Annotated in this window: 17 protein-coding genes and 3 tRNA genes; 6 read left to right on the top strand and 14 right to left on the bottom strand. The window is 38.9% G+C overall.

Going from position 1 to position 15,847, the window contains the following annotated elements:
- Positions 1 to 113 precede the first annotated feature (113 nt).
- Together H5115_RS06750 and H5115_RS06745 are read right to left on the bottom strand one after the other, a co-directional pair.
- Positions 114 to 2,291: a YgiQ family radical SAM protein gene (locus H5115_RS06750; RefSeq protein ID WP_149602129.1), complete on the bottom strand. Its 2,178-nt coding sequence runs from the start codon at positions 2,289 to 2,291 to the stop codon at positions 114 to 116.
- 131 nt (positions 2,292 to 2,422) lie between these two features.
- Positions 2,423 to 4,612, bottom strand: coding sequence for an EAL domain-containing protein (locus H5115_RS06745; RefSeq protein WP_182754429.1), 2,190 nt, complete (start codon positions 4,610 to 4,612; stop codon positions 2,423 to 2,425).
- 111 nt (positions 4,613 to 4,723) lie between these two features.
- On the opposite strand from H5115_RS06745, the gene H5115_RS06740 reads away from it, so the two are divergent.
- Together H5115_RS06740 and H5115_RS06735 are read left to right on the top strand one after the other, a co-directional pair.
- Positions 4,724 to 5,305 carry an SRPBCC family protein gene (locus tag H5115_RS06740; protein WP_182754427.1) on the top strand — a complete coding sequence of 194 codons (582 nt, stop codon included), beginning with the start codon at positions 4,724 to 4,726 and terminating at the stop codon, positions 5,303 to 5,305.
- Entirely contained in the window at positions 5,274 to 6,161 is an 888-nt protein-coding gene (locus tag H5115_RS06735; RefSeq protein WP_182754425.1) for a TIGR03899 family protein, read from the top strand. The genes H5115_RS06740 and H5115_RS06735 overlap by 32 nt, the downstream gene beginning before the upstream one ends.
- A gap of 33 nt (positions 6,162 to 6,194) precedes the next feature.
- On the opposite strand, the gene H5115_RS06730 is transcribed toward H5115_RS06735, so the two are convergent.
- The 8 genes from H5115_RS06730 to H5115_RS06695 all read right to left on the bottom strand — a co-directional run bounded on the left by H5115_RS06730 (position 6,195) and on the right by H5115_RS06695 (position 11,869).
- Positions 6,195 to 6,965 (bottom strand): TIGR04219 family outer membrane beta-barrel protein, encoded by a 771-nt coding sequence (locus tag H5115_RS06730; protein WP_182673258.1) that lies wholly within the window; start codon positions 6,963 to 6,965, stop codon positions 6,195 to 6,197.
- A 3-nt stretch (positions 6,966 to 6,968) separates the two neighbouring features.
- The gene (locus H5115_RS06725) at positions 6,969 to 7,955 is read right to left on the bottom strand and encodes a DUF2333 family protein (RefSeq protein WP_024603343.1); all 987 of its coding nucleotides are present in this window, start codon (positions 7,953 to 7,955) and stop codon (positions 6,969 to 6,971) included.
- A gap of 8 nt (positions 7,956 to 7,963) precedes the next feature.
- On the bottom strand, positions 7,964 to 8,473 hold the full coding sequence (locus tag H5115_RS06720) for a copper chaperone PCu(A)C (RefSeq protein ID WP_404936121.1): 510 nt from the start codon (positions 8,471 to 8,473) through the stop codon (positions 7,964 to 7,966).
- Positions 8,474 to 8,552: 79 nt separating this feature from the next.
- Positions 8,553 to 8,879, bottom strand: coding sequence for a hypothetical protein (locus H5115_RS06715; protein ID WP_002957925.1), 327 nt, complete (start codon positions 8,877 to 8,879; stop codon positions 8,553 to 8,555).
- Between the two features lie 172 nt (positions 8,880 to 9,051).
- Complete coding sequence (locus H5115_RS06710) at positions 9,052 to 9,258, bottom strand: PspC domain-containing protein (RefSeq protein WP_024599243.1); 207 nt, start codon at positions 9,256 to 9,258, stop codon at positions 9,052 to 9,054.
- 9 nt (positions 9,259 to 9,267) lie between these two features.
- Complete coding sequence (locus tag H5115_RS06705; RefSeq protein ID WP_182754422.1) at positions 9,268 to 9,948, bottom strand: PspA/IM30 family protein; 681 nt, start codon at positions 9,946 to 9,948, stop codon at positions 9,268 to 9,270.
- Positions 9,949 to 10,192: 244 nt separating this feature from the next.
- Entirely contained in the window at positions 10,193 to 11,125 is a 933-nt protein-coding gene (gene dusA, locus H5115_RS06700; RefSeq protein ID WP_259396340.1) for a tRNA dihydrouridine(20/20a) synthase DusA, read from the bottom strand.
- A 123-nt stretch (positions 11,126 to 11,248) separates the two neighbouring features.
- On the bottom strand, positions 11,249 to 11,869 hold the full coding sequence (locus tag H5115_RS06695; protein ID WP_002957920.1) for a MarC family protein: 621 nt from the start codon (positions 11,867 to 11,869) through the stop codon (positions 11,249 to 11,251).
- A gap of 95 nt (positions 11,870 to 11,964) precedes the next feature.
- Here H5115_RS06695 and H5115_RS06690 point away from each other — a divergent pair, with 95 nt between their 5' ends.
- From H5115_RS06690 to H5115_RS06680, 3 genes are all read left to right on the top strand, one after another.
- Positions 11,965 to 12,402: a transcriptional repressor gene (locus H5115_RS06690; protein WP_002957918.1), complete on the top strand. Its 438-nt coding sequence runs from the start codon at positions 11,965 to 11,967 to the stop codon at positions 12,400 to 12,402.
- A gap of 75 nt (positions 12,403 to 12,477) precedes the next feature.
- Positions 12,478 to 12,945 (top strand): chemotaxis protein CheX, encoded by a 468-nt coding sequence (locus tag H5115_RS06685; protein WP_024595807.1) that lies wholly within the window; start codon positions 12,478 to 12,480, stop codon positions 12,943 to 12,945.
- Positions 12,942 to 13,370 carry a secondary thiamine-phosphate synthase enzyme YjbQ gene (locus H5115_RS06680; RefSeq protein WP_024589772.1) on the top strand — a complete coding sequence of 143 codons (429 nt, stop codon included), beginning with the start codon at positions 12,942 to 12,944 and terminating at the stop codon, positions 13,368 to 13,370. The genes H5115_RS06685 and H5115_RS06680 overlap by 4 nt, the downstream gene beginning before the upstream one ends.
- 234 nt (positions 13,371 to 13,604) lie before the next feature.
- Here H5115_RS06680 and H5115_RS06675 read toward each other — a convergent pair.
- The 4 genes from H5115_RS06675 to orn all read right to left on the bottom strand — a co-directional run bounded on the left by H5115_RS06675 (position 13,605) and on the right by orn (position 14,663).
- Positions 13,605 to 13,680: transfer RNA gene (locus tag H5115_RS06675), tRNA-Gly, on the bottom strand.
- 43 nt (positions 13,681 to 13,723) lie between these two features.
- Positions 13,724 to 13,799: transfer RNA gene (locus H5115_RS06670), tRNA-Gly, on the bottom strand.
- 43 nt (positions 13,800 to 13,842) lie between these two features.
- Positions 13,843 to 13,918 (bottom strand) — tRNA-Gly (locus tag H5115_RS06665).
- Between the two features lie 199 nt (positions 13,919 to 14,117).
- The gene (gene orn, locus H5115_RS06660) at positions 14,118 to 14,663 is read right to left on the bottom strand and encodes an oligoribonuclease (protein ID WP_004336052.1); all 546 of its coding nucleotides are present in this window, start codon (positions 14,661 to 14,663) and stop codon (positions 14,118 to 14,120) included.
- A 121-nt stretch (positions 14,664 to 14,784) separates the two neighbouring features.
- Here orn and rsgA point away from each other — a divergent pair, with 121 nt between their 5' ends.
- Entirely contained in the window at positions 14,785 to 15,843 is a 1,059-nt protein-coding gene (gene rsgA / locus H5115_RS06655) for a small ribosomal subunit biogenesis GTPase RsgA (protein WP_004336055.1), read from the top strand.
- The last annotated feature ends 4 nt before the right edge of the window (positions 15,844 to 15,847 follow it).

The following is a 15,847-nucleotide window of genomic DNA, read 5'->3' as shown; positions in this document are numbered from 1 at the left end:
ACCTCACTCTTTATCACCTACAATAATATAGATAATAAAGAGCAAGGCTTACTTAATTTGCGTATGAAAAAGCGCGTACCGCAATTAGCCTTATCTATTAGCAAATAAAATTACTAACGTGTACTTTGACGATTACCGCCTACTTTTGGCTTAGTGTTTGCCTTTTTAAATTGGCTAAAACCAGTATGTCGCGTTAGTGCCGGACGCCCACTTTTTTTACCACCTTTACCTGCTTTTTCATCGCGCCCTTCTTCTGGCACTAAACAGTTAGGCCCTTTACCAATTAAATTAGCTTTACCCATTTTACGTAGAGCTTCACGTATCATTGGCCAACCAGCTGCATCGTGGTAGCGTAAAATAGCTTTATGTAATCTACGTTGGCGTGCGCCTTTAGGTACAGGAACAACTTCTGAGTTGTTTTTTATATTACGCAAAGAGTTCATCTCTGTATGGTAAATAGTCGTCGCATTAGCCATAGGTGATGGGTAAAAATTTTGTACCTGATCAAGCTTAAAGTCGTTTGATTTAAGCCATAAAGCCATGTTTACCATGTCTTCATCTTTTGTACCTGGGTGAGCAGATATAAAGTAAGGAATTAAATACTGCTTTTTACCAGCTTCTTTAGAGTACTTATCAAATAGTTCTTTAAATTGATCGTACGCTCCCATACCTGGTTTCATCATTTTTGATAATGGACCATCCTCTGTATGCTCTGGCGCTATTTTTAAGTAACCGCCTACATGGTGCGTTACTAATTCTTTAACGTAACGCGGGTCGCGTACAGCTAAATCGTAACGTACACCTGAAGCAATCAATACCTTTTTAATACCCTTAACTTCACGTGCTTTTTTATACAAATCTATTGTTGGCGTATGATCTGTATCCATGTGTTTACAAATATCTGGATACACACATGATAAGCGTCTACAGGTACTCTCGGCCTTTTTACTAGTACAGCGCAGCTTATACATATTCGCCGTTGGGCCACCTAAATCAGAAATAACACCAGTAAAGCCGGGAACTTTATCTCTAATTTGTTCAATTTCTTCAATAATAGATTCTTGCGAACGACTTTGAATAATGCGCCCCTCATGCTCTGTAATTGAGCAAAACGAACAGCCACCAAAACAGCCACGCATAATATTAACTGACGTTTTAATCATATCGTAAGCAGGTATTTTAGCATCACCATAACTTGGGTGAGGAATACGCTGATACGGCAAACCAAATACAGCATCCATTTCATGTGTTTCTAATGGATATGCTGGCGGGTTTACCCAAATAGAGCGATCGCCATGTCGTTGGTAAAGCGCTCTTGCACAACCAGGGTTTGTTTCTTGATGTAAAATTCGCGAGGCATGGGCGTATAAAGGTTTGTTAACACTTACTTGCTCATAAGCAGGTAACTTAACATAGGTTTTTTCCCACGGCTTAGGACGTGCAGGCTGAACCATGATTGGTTTTGCCGCTTCTGCTTTTAAATCAATACCCGCTTGTTTAAATTCAGATTTACTACAGCCAACATCATCCGCGCCATATGGGTTTGGAATAGGGTCTATTTTACCAATTTTATCAATAGCGGTAGAATCACTGCCACGCCAACCAGGTAGAGGCTCTTTTCGAATAACAGCCGTGCCGCGAATATCCTGAATCGTATCCATCGTTTCACCCGCCGCAATACGGTGTGCAACTTCAACTAGCGGGCGCTCTGCGTTACCGTAAATTAAAATATCGGCTTTTGCATCAAACAAAATACTACGACGTACTTTTTCCTGCCAATAGTCGTAATGAGCAATACGGCGAAGGCTGGCTTCAATACCGCCAATAACAATTGGGATACCTTTGTATGCTTCACGGCATTTTTGCGAGTAAATCATCACGGCGCGATCTGGGCGCTTACCGCCAACGTTGTTAGGCGTGTAAGCATCATCGTGGCGCATGCGTTTTTCCGCTGTATAGCGGTTGATCATCGAATCCATGTTGCCGGCTGTTACACCAAAAAATAAATTCGGTCTGCCGAGCTCCATAAATGCATCTTTAGAGTCCCATGCAGGTTGGGCAATAATCCCCACTCTAAAGCCTTGCGCTTCAAGTACACGGCCAATTACAGCCATACCAAAACTAGGATGGTCAACATACGCATCGCCACTAATTATTATTATGTCGCAGCTATCCCAGCCAAGTGCATCCATTTCTTCACGTGTAGTTGGTAAAAATGGCGCGGTGCCATAACATTCAGCCCAGTATTTCGGGTATGAAAATAAGGCGCGCTTAGCTTTGAGTGTGCTCATAATTGTGGCCGTAGAATAACAAAAGGCGCGAATTATACCCTACTAAATTCTTTATATATACAAAGTAGTCAAAGCATATCGCGCTTTAAATTCTAAATCGTTCATTAGCTTAAATAATAAGTTAATCTTTTTTAGCGTTTATTTATAAATTCTATCAATTCATGCTCAGGCATGGGTTTAGCATACATAAAACCTTGTACCTCATCACAGCCTAAGTTTTTTAAGAACTGAGCTTGTTCTTGTGTTTCAACGCCTTCAGCAATCGTTTTTAAACCCAACTTAGCACCAAGAGAAATAACTAAGGCAGCAATAGCGCCAGTGTCATCATTTGGCAGATCCTTAATAAATGCACGATCTATTTTCAACCTATCCAAGGGTAAACTTTGTATATAACTAAGCGATGAAAAGCCAGTCCCAAAGTCATCAATAGCAACCTCCATCCCTAACTCTTGAAGCTCTCTAAGTGTGTTAATAACAGTTTCGAGTTCATCCATTACTACGCTTTCAGTGACTTCTAATTCTATATTTTTTGGCTTAACACCATATTTTAATAATGTATTTTTAACGTTTTGCGCATAGCCTTTTACCTTAAACTGCGGAACAGACACATTAACAGCAATACATATTTCGGTGCCCATATTTTCTAGGCGCTTTTGTTGTTGGCAAGCTTGCTCTAAAACCCACTGCCCTATATCAACAATCAAGCCCGCATCTTCTGCAAGTGGAACAAATACCGCTGGCGATATATATGATCCATTACCGGTGGGCCACCTAAGTAATGCCTCACACCCAATTAAAGACAAGTCTCCTAATGAAAGTTGAGGTTGGTACCATACCTCTAACTTGTTTCGAGCAAAATCATGGCGTAATTGCCTAATAATTCCTATGCGCCAAGCCATTTTATCTTGCATGTCTACACTGTAATAAATTCCCTCTTTGTGTTTTGTTTTTTTAGCTTGATTAAGTGCAATATAAGCAACTTTAAGTGTATCAATCCCGCTACTTTGAAAGTCTTGCTGTTGGCATAAACCCAATCTAAAATCGATAGGCAATGTATGCTCTTCTGCGCAAAATGGAACACCTAACTGCTCATTCAATTTTTTTAAGTCGAGTTCATCACGGCGAATAATAAAACCAAAAACATCAGCACCAATACGAGATAGTAACTTAGCTGTTGGGTAGTTTTCTTTTAACCTTTGCACAATGCCAATTAATACTTTATTGCCGACCTCTTGCCCTAAGCCATTATTAATATCTGCAAAATTAACTATATCAAGTAGTACAAATACATAATCATTCACGTGCGGCTTTTGATAACGCTCTACCCGTTCAATAAAATTGGTACGATTTGAAATACCTGTAAGCACATCTTTATAAGCTGCATCTCTTAACTTTACAAACAGCCTTATATTATCCAGGGCAACACTCACATTTGTTAAGAAGATTTCAGCGAACTGCAATTGTGCTTGCAAAGGAACATGGTCACATTCTATATATAAAGCCGCTTTTCTATGCTTACTTTTTAATACAAATGTTGCACTTGAGTCTGTATGTTGATGCTTTGATAAATCAAAACACGACTCAACTTGTTTAAATACTTTGCTATCAACATTAATTAATTTTTCACCAAAGTAGTTTTCGTAATGCCCACAACCACCTAATACTTGAATAAAGTCATCGCCGTCTAATTTGCTGCACACAAGCCCTCGAGGTGAACACTTTAAAATAATACTCATGTGCTTGATGATTTCTTTGCATAGTTGCTTAATATCAGTAAGCCCTAAAATAGACTTTGATGCAGAAACAATCGTGTTCATTGCATCACTTTGATATTCAAGCTGGCATACCTGCTCGTAAGAGCGAATAGCGGTTATGAGCGATGTTACTAATTTAGAGCGAGTGAGTTCTGTTTTAGTTTTATAATCATTTATATCGTATTCACGTATTACTTTTTCTTCTGGTATATTACCAGCTTGCCCTGTTCTTAAAATAATTCTTACATGTTGATTATTTAATTCGTCACGCACCCTTTTTACAACCTGCAAGCCAGCATCGTCAGTTTCCATAATAACGTCTAAAAAAATAACTGAAATATTGTTATTTTTAGCTAAAATCTCTATTGCTTCAGCTCCCGAATAGGCATCATGAAATCGCAAGCCTGCCCCCAAAAACTCAACCCCAGACAAAGCTAACTTTGTTACAGAGTGGATCTCAGGTTCGTCATCAACAATTAAAATATCCCAAAACTTAGTCGGCTCAATTACTGCATCATCTTCATAGTCTTGTTCAAAAAATAAAAAATCGTTTTGATCTGACGACATTCGCTCTCCTAGGTAGCAATTTATAAATTATTTTTGGTTTATAATCTAATTCATACTATAGTCGATTAATAAAAAGTTGTTGTATTTCAACTCAAAAAACTAATAAAAGGTGTGCTTATTAAACCATTAAAAATATTGATCAAAGGCGTACTGTTATTGCTATTGGTATTAGTACTGGTAGGGCTGATACTTCCTCAAAGTTATAGTGTAAATAAAACAATAGAAATTAATGCAAACATTGACGCAGTAAAACCGCTTATTACTGACTTTAATCAATGGCAAAAATGGTCTCCTTGGGAAAAAGTAGACCCCAGTATACGTTTTACCTTGGGCGAACCTAGCTCTGGCCTAGGTGCTCATCAGTCTTGGAAGGGAAAATGGGGGTATGGTGAAATGATCATAACTTCGGTGAGTCAAAATAAGGTCAGCTTTAATATACTTTTAAATGCTGAGCATATTATTAGAGGGACTTTTAATTTTAATGAGCAAAACGGTATCGTCACTTTAATATGTAAGATTAACGGACAAACAACCGCTCCTTTAATATCTGGTTACACTGCAATTTTGAGCGAATATGTGCTCCGTAATACAGTTTCATTGGGGTTAAATAACCTTAAAACTGTTGCTCAGCTTAGCCATTCACAGAGGACAATGCACAGCCATGACAGTCAAGACAGCACAAGCGAGAATTAACCTTGCTAACATTATCGAATCCTTACTTGGTTACCCTATAACAAAAATAGGCAGTAACGGAGTACTGCCTACCCCCGAACAAAGTTACGATATTAAAGGCCAAGTTAAGCCGCTTTATCATATTAACAGTGAAAACTCTGTTTTAGCTCGTGCCCAAAAGCGCCAAGATTTACTTCTAATAAAACAACAACAAAATATAGAGTCAATTTTGGCGATGGCTATGGGGTTTTGCCCCGATGTAGCAAGTAGTAAACAACCTGATGTTGATTGGGTAGAGCATTTTATCGCACTGTGCGAAGATACTTCAAATGCGTCAATGCAAACTTTATGGGCGAAAATTTTAACGGGAGAAACACTCAACCCTGGTACGTTTTCAATTAAAAGCTTGCAAACGTTAAAGCATATGACACAGCGAGAAGCTGACTCTTTGCAAAAATGTGTGTCGCTCTCAGGCTATAACGAAAAAGACGACAGCCACTTTATTCTACTAGGCTTTTACAAAAAACCGTCATTGTTTGATTTGCTACGAAAAGGCAATAAAGTGTCTCTAAATCTAGGAAAAACAGGTATTAGTTTTCCTGACATTTTAACACTTATGGATCTTAATTTACTGTATAGAAAAGAAATTGAATCTGCAGTGCTTAAAGCGGGGCAAGAACTTACCCTTTTATTTTTATCGCAAAAAGTAACGTTAAAAGCAAAAAGTAGTGATTTGGTATTGAGCTATTATAAATTCACGCAAACAGGTGATGAGTTATCTAAACTCATTAATTTTCCTGTAAATAAAATTTATAAGCAGTTAATTAATAATGCGCTGGAGGGAGAGTTTGATTTAGCGTGGCACGCAATAAAATAATATGCCACGCTATGTTTAATTAGAAAATACTAATTAAAAGTGAACCTGAATACCCGCAAATGGGCCAGATGCATCAATATCAGTAGTAATATCATCTACATCATCAAGTTCTAATACCATAGAGCGGTAACCGGCTTTAACAGCAACATCTACTGCTAGGTTATCAATAAGTTCCCACGCTACGCCTACTTGGTAATCTTGTACTTTGCTATCGTCAATAGCCAAAAAGCTACCTTCAAAAAATACACTTAAGCCAGTAAAAGGTAAGCCTGCTTCAGCACGGCCATACGCAAGAGGAACAAAACCTGAGAAATCAACGGTTTCAGTAAAGTTAGTGTTGCCACTTTGAGTAGTACCTGTTACAGCAATCTCACCATCAAACTGTTTCGCATTCAAACCTAAATCAATAGAGATTAAGTCGTTATCAAAAATTTCGTAATACAGAATATAATCAATGTGTGTTAGATCGCTAATTGAATTAACTGTCGTACCAACCACATAGTCTGAACCATTAAAGCTAAATGTATCAGTTAAAACTGCAGAACCGTTTAGTTCAAGTTCGGTATACTTTAATTTAATATTTGGAACTAATGGTACAGGGTGCTCAAGTGCCGCGTAGTAACTTACAAACGTCTCATCTTCAAAATTAAAATCTTGAGATGCATTATTTTTATAAGAAAATTGACCATCGTTATCTGACTTCCACCCATCAACACCTACGTATAAACCTAGTAGAGTGTCAGCTTGCGCTGCTGGTGCTAAACATGCCATTGAAAGGGCTGCTGCTAAACAATACTTTTTCATTTTTTATCCTTGAGCTAGTAGTTCGCTGAGTTCGATTAAAGCCGCATTGGCTCTAGAAATATAATTTGCCATAACTAAAGAATGGTTTGCCACATAGCCAAAACCATTGCCGTTTAAAATAAGTGGGCTCCATACTGTTTCTTGAGTTGCCTCAAGTTCACGTATGATTTGTTGCAAGCTTACACGTGCATTTTTCTTTTCAAGAACGTCATTAAAGTCATACTCTATCGCTTGTAAAAAATGCAGTAATGCCCAAGTTGCACCGCGCGACTCGTAAAACACATCGTCAATTTCTAACCACGGGGTTCTTACTTGCTGCTGCAGTGGCGCAAGCGTTGCTTGTTTATTAGATGAATTACCCGCTAAATCTGTGTTCACTTTTTCCTGACCTACGCTGGCACTTAAGCGCTGACTTAGGCTACCTAAACGTTTTTCAGCTTCTTTAAGCCAACTACGTAAGTTATCTGCTCGTGCGTAAAATTGGCTATCGCGCTCATGCTCATTAGCAATTTGTCCACGATATACCATTAAGTAGTCAATACCTTTTTGGTACTCACCTTCAGCACTTGGCCACGCCCATGCCTCAGAGCTTATATTAAACTGCGGCTGCGCCTTTTTAAGAGCTTCATGTTCCGTAGACTGTGATTGCGAACGGCTAAAATCTTTTCGCATAGAAAGCGATAAATCACGTACCATTTCTAGTGCGCCATATTCCCACGCTGGCATATCATCCATAATAATACTTGGTGGTATTACATCATTTGATAAGTAGCCACCCGGTTTATCTAGTAAGGTATTGGCTACCGTAATTAATGTAGAAGTAGTTACATAACCCGTTACTATTTTTTCATTACGAAGCTGCGCTTGCTCTTTCGCGTTTGCTACAACGTCAAAACGTGAAGGTTCTGTGCTCCAATAAACAGCAATTGCGTAAAAAATGATAAGCAGTAAAACAATTATTCCTGCTATTTTTCCTTTATGTTGCGACATGTGTACTCCTAATGATGAGCGTGTTGAGTAGATGGTTTTGACTGCTTAGCTTGCGCTTCAAGCGACACGACTTGAGCATTAGTAAATAAGCGATTACCGTCACTAAAATATAGTGTGAGTTTACGATCTTGTCCTACTTTTAATGGCTCTTGTGGTTCAAATGCCATTAAATGATAACCGCCAGGCTGAAAGCTAACGCTTTCGTGCGCCTTAATTTCAACCGATTCAACTTGTTGCATTTTCATCATGCCGTCTACATGTGAATGCTCGTGTATTTCAACACGCCCTAAGCCATCAATAGTTGCCTTAGTTAAAGTTGCTGCGGCTCCACTGTGATTAATAAGGGTTAAATAACCTACAGTTGAAGTACTGCCAGGTAAAAACTCTCTAACTTGCGCGTTAGTTACTTCGAGCACAGCCACATCAGAACCATGCTCGTGCCCTGAGTGCGCCGCCAACGATGACGAAAAAAAACTAAATATTAATGCAGAAGCCATCGAAAAACATAGTTTCGTCATCATTCTTATCCTTATGAAAACTTTAAATTACAGGCTAAATTTAACATAGTTAACCTATAATAGTCAGTCAAATTAAGGATTAAGAGGCTACTTTTTTGTTATCGGCAACAAGCCAACACAACACTGCAACAAATAGTAACGGCCATGCAATCATTATAGATCCGAATAAAAGCGCTAAAACAGTCCCTGCTAATGCCACTACACCCGCACCAACTAATCCCATAGTAATTAAAGCCACTACCGCAACTACAGCAATAATTGCGGCCAAAGCACCTACAAGCTCGAGCCCAGCCCAACTAATATCAGCAATCCATAACGGCAACTGCCAAGAATCAATCTGCACAAACGTTATTAAATCAGTAAACAGTAATAAATAGATAATTACACATACTGCCAAAGCTTTCATAATAACTCTCCTTATACCAACCGGCTTATATATGAGGCCTATTTAACGATAAGAAAATTGCGCTATAACTAGGCAAAAATTTTTATACTTAGCTGTTCTAAATTAAAATTTTTAACAACGTTATAGGGTGATTTAATTCGTTAAATTGTTTAAATATTTATGCCTATTGGTATTAATACTCTTTATTTTCAAGGCAGCAATGCGCTATAAAATAGCCAAGTGCAACTGCAAACGGAAAACTCAAAAATAATAAAATAGTAACTAGGCGTGTTGCCCATACCGGAAAGTCCAATCTATGGGCTAAACCACTACAAACACCCGATATTTTTTTATTCAGAGTATCTTTATACCAACCTCGTTGACGATTAAAGCTGTTCATAGCAATCTCCTAAGCAGTGTGTTTTAAATTAGTATTTAAGTTCGCTTTTAAGCGAGCCAACTCAGCATCAATTTTTTCATTTTTAAATAACGACTCAATTTGGGCACTGGTAGAGCTTGCTGTATCAGTCAGCTCATAAGCCTCTACTTGAGCTTCAATACCTTCAACACGCTGCTCTATTTGTTCAAAACGAGACAACGCATGAGCTACTTTATCGCTTTGTAGTTGCGTACTGATTCGCCCTCTAGCAATAGCAACATTATGGCGTTGCATTAACTGAGCTTGCTTAGTTTTAGCCATAGCCATTTTTTGCTGCAAGCGCTCACAATCAGACTTAATTTTTGCAATAGACTCTTGCAAAGTTTCTAGTTGAGTTTGCTTATTTTCAATGCTTTCGTTAACGCGTTGCTTCTCAAGTAAAGCTGATTTAGCAAGATCATCACTGCCCTTCTCAACCGCACGTTCTGCTTTAATTTGCCAAGCTGCTAATTCTGTTTTTTTAGTATCAATTTGGCGATTAATTACTTTCTCTTCACACAATAAAGCGGCTGCTGTACTACGACACTCATTCAATGCATCTTGCATCTCGCTAAGCATTAGGTTTAAAAGCTTTTCTGGATCTTCTGCTTTATCAAGCATGGCGACAATGTTTGATTGAATTACATCATTTACGCGGTTAAATATTCCCATGGTATTCTCCTGTTGATTTTTAATTAATTTCAACAAGAAGATTCCAAGAGTTGTGCCAAGTCCATCAAAACGAAAATAAAGCATTTAAAATCATAACATTAAATAAAAACCACTCTAAATTTTAGTGACTTTAAGCTGAACAACATAGAGTGTAATTGGCCAATAAATTATGATTTTGACTAATTTTTAGGATCAAAAAAGCCACTCGAAAGTGGCTTAAATTTAGAATTTTTAAAGCTTAGTTTTATTCTGGTACAAAGCTTAATGCTTTATCCATTACCGATAAATCAGCTTGCTTACCGTGACCACTTTCAGAAAGGTGGCGTCTAAAACCTCGCGCACCAGGCTGCCCCTGAAAAATACCGAGCATGTGACGTGCAATATGCCAAAAATTAGCACCCAAACGCATTTCTTCTTCAATGTAGTCATACATTGAACGCACTACATCGTGGCGTGACTGCGTATTTGCAGCATCACCATAAATTTTCTCATCAACGTCATTGAGCATAAATGGGTTGCTATAAGCCTCACGCCCAATCATTACACCATCAATATGTTGCAAATGTTCTAGGCTCTGCTCAATTGTTTTAACACCGCCATTTAGGCTTAAATCTAGCTGCGGATAATCTTTTTTAAGTTGATAAACACGTGGGTAATCAAGTGGCGGAACCTCACGATTTTCTTTCGGGCTTAAACCATTAAGCCATGCTTTACGAGCATGAATAATAAAATCATCACACCCTACTTTATGAGACGCTTCAATAAGCGCACATAAAAACTCATACGAATCTTGCTCATCAATACCAATACGCGTTTTAACGGTAACAGGAATGCTTACTTCGTTTTTCATTGCTGCAACACACTCAGCAACTAATTGAGGTTCAGCCATTAAACATGCGCCAAATCGGCCATTTTGAACTCTGTCTGACGGGCAACCTACATTTAAATTTATTTCGTCATAGCCACGCTCACCTGCGAGCTTTGCACATTGCGCAAGCGCTTTAGGATCAGAGCCACCAAGTTGCAGCGCAACTGGGCCTTCGTGTTTATTAAAATGTAAGTAGTCGCCTCGACCAAATAAAACAGCCCCTGTGGTTATCATTTCAGTATAAAGCACAGTATGTTTAGTCATTTTGCGATGAAAAGTACGACAATGGCGATCAGTCCAATCAAGCATTGGGGCCACAGAAAAGCGTCTATCCAAAGTACATTTATTCAAAGCAAACCTCAGGGTATTAAAGTTATTAAGCACAGCTTAAAAGGCGCTGCATTTTACACAAAAGCCTAGCGAGCATCAATGTTAAGAGAAAACCTGCAAGCCAAAATAATGGGCTATACCATTTAAAATATTGGTAACCGCAACCGAGCTTAAAATAAGCCCCATAATTCTACTTATTATACTTGCACCACTATCACCAATTAATTTATGTACATGTGTTGCAAGCAGTAACAAAACCAGTACAACCGCTAATACAGCAAGCATCATCGAAGACGTTAGTAACTGCTCAACCCAAGTATATTCTTCATTACGAGTCATTAATACGGCGCCTAACATAGCGCCAGGGCTCGCGATAGAGGGAATCGCAAGCGGAAAAATAGCGGTTTCAGTGCTGTCGCGTACACTTTTAATTTCGGCTTCTGGTTTACTTTCACCAAATATCATTGAGAGCGCGAAAATAAGTAATATGATACCGCCGGCTATTTGAAAAGCCGAAAGCGGAATTTCAATTGCGTTAAGTAATTGCTCACCTGCAAGTACAAAAAATAAGAGCACTAATGCAGATACGCCTACCGCTTTATATATAACTTTACGTTTAAATTTCTCATCATCACCACGTGTGACTGCAATAAATACAGGTACAGTACCAATGGGGTCAATAACCGCAAAAAAGAAAATAAATATAGCTAATAGTTCGTGCATTACTGGGTTTCCTAGGTAAAAAGCGCTTAATAAAAACGCTGCAACTACAACACAGTATGTTAGTATATCACGGTAGCATAAGGATAAGAGTAATGATGAATATAGAATCACTCGTAAGTAAAGCAAAACAAGTTTGTGACAACCGTGGTGCGCGTTTTACGCCTATCCGCGAGAAAGTATTTCGCCTATTAGCCAGCGCACAAGGTGGTGTTGGTGCATACGATTTGCTTGAGCAATTAAAAATAACTGAAACGGGTGCTAAACCTGCAACTATTTATCGTGCATTAGACTTTTTAGCTGAGCTAGGTTTTATTCATAAAATTGAAAGCACAAATGCATTTATGCTGTGTCATCATTTTGATCATATACACCCAGTACAATTGTTAATTTGCGATACCTGTGGTTTTGTCAAAGAATTACACTCGAGTGTAATTTCGCATGAGCTAAATAATTTAGCTGCCGAAGGTGGGTTTGTTGTATCAGGGCAGACAATAGAAGCACATGGTAAATGTGAATCTTGCAGAGCATCATAATCCTTCAAAGTTATCCTTAGTGACTATACTCAAACTATATAGTCATTTCACAGAACAAATTTAAGAGTAGCCACTATGAATGTAGAATTCATCAATCCCTTTTTATCTTCTTTAATTAATGTTTTGAGCACTATGGCTCAAACTCAATTGAAGCCAGGTAAACCTCGCATTAAAACTGATGAGATAGCCTGTGGTGATGTATCAGGTTTGATTGGCATGGTTGGCCCGCAAACGCGAGGATCATTTTCAATTACATTTGATGAAGAACTAGCATTAACCATCATGGAGCGTATGCTTGGCGAACGCCCTGATGCTATAGATGAAGAAGTTACTGATATGGTTGGCGAAATAACCAACATGGTAACAGGTGGTGCTAAAAATTTACTTGGCGAGAAAGGCTTCGACTTTGATATGGCAACGCCTATTGTGGTATCGGGTAAGGGTCATACAATTACTCACAAAAGCCAAGGTAAAAAAATCATCATGCCATTTAGCTGTGATGCTGGTAATGCAAACATTGAAGTTAGTTTCGATAAATTATGAGTTGGCAGCAAAAGCAAATTACATTAAAGCCTCGCCCGCGAGGTTTTCATATAATCGATGACGAAATATTGTCTCAGCTTCCTGAACTGGCGAGTTACAAAATAGGCTTGTTACATTTATTTATTCAGCATACCTCAGCGAGCCTTACAATAAACGAAAATGCAGACCCCACTGTTCGTATGGACATGGAGAGCCATTTCAATAAATTCGTTCCTGAGCGTCAACCTTATTATCGCCACGATTATGAAGGTGACGACGACATGCCTGCACACATAAAAACCAGTACGTTAGGCTGCGAGTTAAGTATTCCTATTTCAAATGGTTATTTAGCGTTAGGTACATGGCAAGGTATTTATTTAGGTGAACATCGTGATTCTGGTGGCTCTAGACGAGTTATAGCAACTATTCAGGGGGAGCTATTTTAATAAAAAATCTCGGTTTCAAAGTATTGACTCCTCTGTACCTCACTCATACCTCATAACTTCAAAGTACAACAGCTTTATTGTAGGCGCAGAGCTCACGCAAGAAGCGATAGCTTCTAACAACCAAAACTTTAATGCTGAATATTGCACAAAGAATAAAGTAGATAAGAGAGGTTTTAAATTATAATTTTATTTATGATTTTTAATACAGAGAATTTTGAAAGGATATAAAAAGATTGGAGCGGTACACGAGGCTCGAACTCGTGACCTCGACCTTGGCAAGGTCGCGCTCTACCAACTGAGCTAGTACCGCATAACTAAATTTACTATCACTACAATTTCTTTTGGTTAGAAATTGGAGCGGTACACGAGGCTCGAACTCGTGACCTCGACCTTGGCAAGGTCGCGCTCTACCAACTGAGCTAGTACCGCATTATATTTTCATTCAACACTACAATTTCTTTTGGTTAGAAATTGGAGCGGTACACGAGGCTCGAACTCGTGACCTCGACCTTGGCAAGGTCGCGCTCTACCAACTGAGCTAGTACCGCATTTTTTATTTCTTCAGTTATTTTACGCTTAAGCGCGACGGGTCGCGTTCAACATTCTAGCAACTGAGCTAGTACCGCATTTTAATTATGGATGTAAAACGACCACAATAAAAACAACCCAAACACACTAACCCCGCGTGGGTTATCGTCTTGAGCGGGGCAGGATTCTACAATAATCCGATGTGTTTGCAAGTGTTTTTTACAAATTAAAGAAATTTTCTCTATAGACTTTTAATTCCATAATCGAATCTTTAATGTCATCCAAAGCAAGGTGCGAACCTTTTTTGTTCACTTTTGCAAGCACTTCAGGTTTCCAGCGACGTGCTAATTCTTTAATGGTACTCACGTCAAGATTGCGGTAATGAAAAAAATCTTCAAGTTCACGCATGTATTTATTCATAAAGCGGCGGTCTTGCCCAATTGAATTACCACACATTGGTGATACACCTGCAGGCACCCACTGTTTTAAAAAATCTAACGTTTGTGCCACGGCATACTCTTCATCGAATGTACTTGCTTTACAGCGCGCTGTTAAACCCGACTTACCATGCTGCGTAGTACACCACTCGTCCATACCATTTAGTAATTCATCACTTTGATGAATAGCTATGGTTGGCCCTTCAGCTAATATATTCAGGTCTGCGTCAGTGACAACCGTCGCAATTTCGAGTATTTTATCGGTCTCTGGTTCGAGTCCTGTCATTTCAAGATCGAGCCAAATTAAATTTGATTTATTAATAGTCATAATTACCTAAGCGGTGCTTTCCTTTAGATCCAACGCATTTCGATATATCATATTAGCATCAACCGTCGAGCTAAAGCTTTTTTTAGGAAAAGCGACATTTAACTAAGGTTATAGGCCTCCAGTGGCAAAACAGAAAAAATTAAGTAAAGGCCAATCGCGTCAGATCAAGGCCAATCACCAAAAGCGCATTAATAGCGCAGACTCAAGACCAGCTAAAAAAGGCGCGCAAGAGTGGCAAACCGATAATTTAGGTCAGGTCGAGAGCGCAATTGTGATCAGTCGTTTTGGCCAACACGCCGATGTCGAAACTGAAAATGGCGATGTACTTCGTTGTAATATACGACGTACCGTGTCAAATTTAGTGTGTGGTGATGAGGTATTGTTTCGCCGTGCCAAAGTAAGTGAAGGTGATTTAGCCGGAGTAATTGAAGCCACGCAAGAGCGTCGCTCGCAACTTACCCGCCCTGACTTTTACGACGGCGTAAAAGTTATTGCGGCTAACATTGATCAAATACTCATGGTATCGGCGGTATTACCTGAGTTTACCCCAAGTATTATCGACCGCTATTTAATAGCCTGTGAAGATATGGGTATTGAGCCAATTTTAGTACTCAATAAAATAGATTTAATTGATGACGCAGGTCTTAGCGAAATACAAAAAGTTCTCGATATCTATCGTAAACTTGATTACCAAGTACTCCTTGTTAGTAATATATCGGGCAATGGTATTGATGAATTAAAAGAAGTACTTGTTGGTAAAAATAACATTTTTGTTGGCCAAAGTGGTGTGGGTAAATCCACCCTCGTTAATACTGTATTACCTAACGCTGAAATATTAACTAAAGAAGTATCTGAAAACAGCGGCTTAGGACAGCACACAACAACTGTTTCACGCCTTCACCATTTACCAAGTGGTGGTAACCTAATCGACTCGCCAGGAATTCGTGAGTTTGGTTTATGGCATTTAGATGTTGAGCGTGTAACCTGGTGCTTTAAAGAGTTTAGAGAATTTATAGGCGGGTGCCGCTTTAGAGACTGTAAACATTTAAACGATCCGGGCTGTATAGTTAAAGAAGCTGTAGCAGATGGCAAAATTTCTCAATTGCGCTTTGACAGCTACCACCGAATTTTAGAAACAATGGCCGATGGCCGTGCAGGCGCCCGTGCGCCTCGCGTATAATTTA

This window comes from Pseudoalteromonas sp. SR44-2 (genome assembly GCF_014163745.1).
In the GTDB taxonomy this organism is placed as follows: Bacteria; Pseudomonadota; Gammaproteobacteria; order Enterobacterales; family Alteromonadaceae; genus Pseudoalteromonas; species Pseudoalteromonas distincta.
Note: the sequence above shows the minus strand (reverse complement) of the source record. Positions and strands in the feature narration are given on the sequence as shown.

Coding starts and splice junctions, on each gene's coding strand:
- H5115_RS06750 (WP_149602129.1), bottom strand. CDS start 2,291: ATGAGCACACTCAAAGCTAAGCGCGCCTTATTTTCATACCCGAAATAC.
- H5115_RS06745 (WP_182754429.1), bottom strand. CDS start 4,612: ATGTCGTCAGATCAAAACGATTTTTTATTTTTTGAACAAGACTATGAA.
- H5115_RS06735 (WP_182754425.1), top strand. CDS start 5,274: ATGACAGTCAAGACAGCACAAGCGAGAATTAACCTTGCTAACATTATC.
- H5115_RS06730 (WP_182673258.1), bottom strand. CDS start 6,965: ATGAAAAAGTATTGTTTAGCAGCAGCCCTTTCAATGGCATGTTTAGCA.
- H5115_RS06725 (WP_024603343.1), bottom strand. CDS start 7,955: ATGTCGCAACATAAAGGAAAAATAGCAGGAATAATTGTTTTACTGCTT.
- H5115_RS06720 (WP_404936121.1), bottom strand. CDS start 8,473: ATGACGAAACTATGTTTTTCGATGGCTTCTGCATTAATATTTAGTTTT.
- H5115_RS06715 (WP_002957925.1), bottom strand. CDS start 8,879: ATGAAAGCTTTGGCAGTATGTGTAATTATCTATTTATTACTGTTTACT.
- H5115_RS06710 (WP_024599243.1), bottom strand. CDS start 9,258: ATGAACAGCTTTAATCGTCAACGAGGTTGGTATAAAGATACTCTGAAT.
- H5115_RS06705 (WP_182754422.1), bottom strand. CDS start 9,948: ATGGGAATATTTAACCGCGTAAATGATGTAATTCAATCAAACATTGTC.
- dusA (WP_259396340.1), bottom strand. CDS start 11,125: ATGCTTGATTGGACTGATCGCCATTGTCGTACTTTTCATCGCAAAATG.
- H5115_RS06695 (WP_002957920.1), bottom strand. CDS start 11,869: ATGCACGAACTATTAGCTATATTTATTTTCTTTTTTGCGGTTATTGAC.
- H5115_RS06690 (WP_002957918.1), top strand. CDS start 11,965: ATGAATATAGAATCACTCGTAAGTAAAGCAAAACAAGTTTGTGACAAC.
- H5115_RS06685 (WP_024595807.1), top strand. CDS start 12,478: ATGAATGTAGAATTCATCAATCCCTTTTTATCTTCTTTAATTAATGTT.
- H5115_RS06680 (WP_024589772.1), top strand. CDS start 12,942: ATGAGTTGGCAGCAAAAGCAAATTACATTAAAGCCTCGCCCGCGAGGT.
- orn (WP_004336052.1), bottom strand. CDS start 14,663: ATGACTATTAATAAATCAAATTTAATTTGGCTCGATCTTGAAATGACA.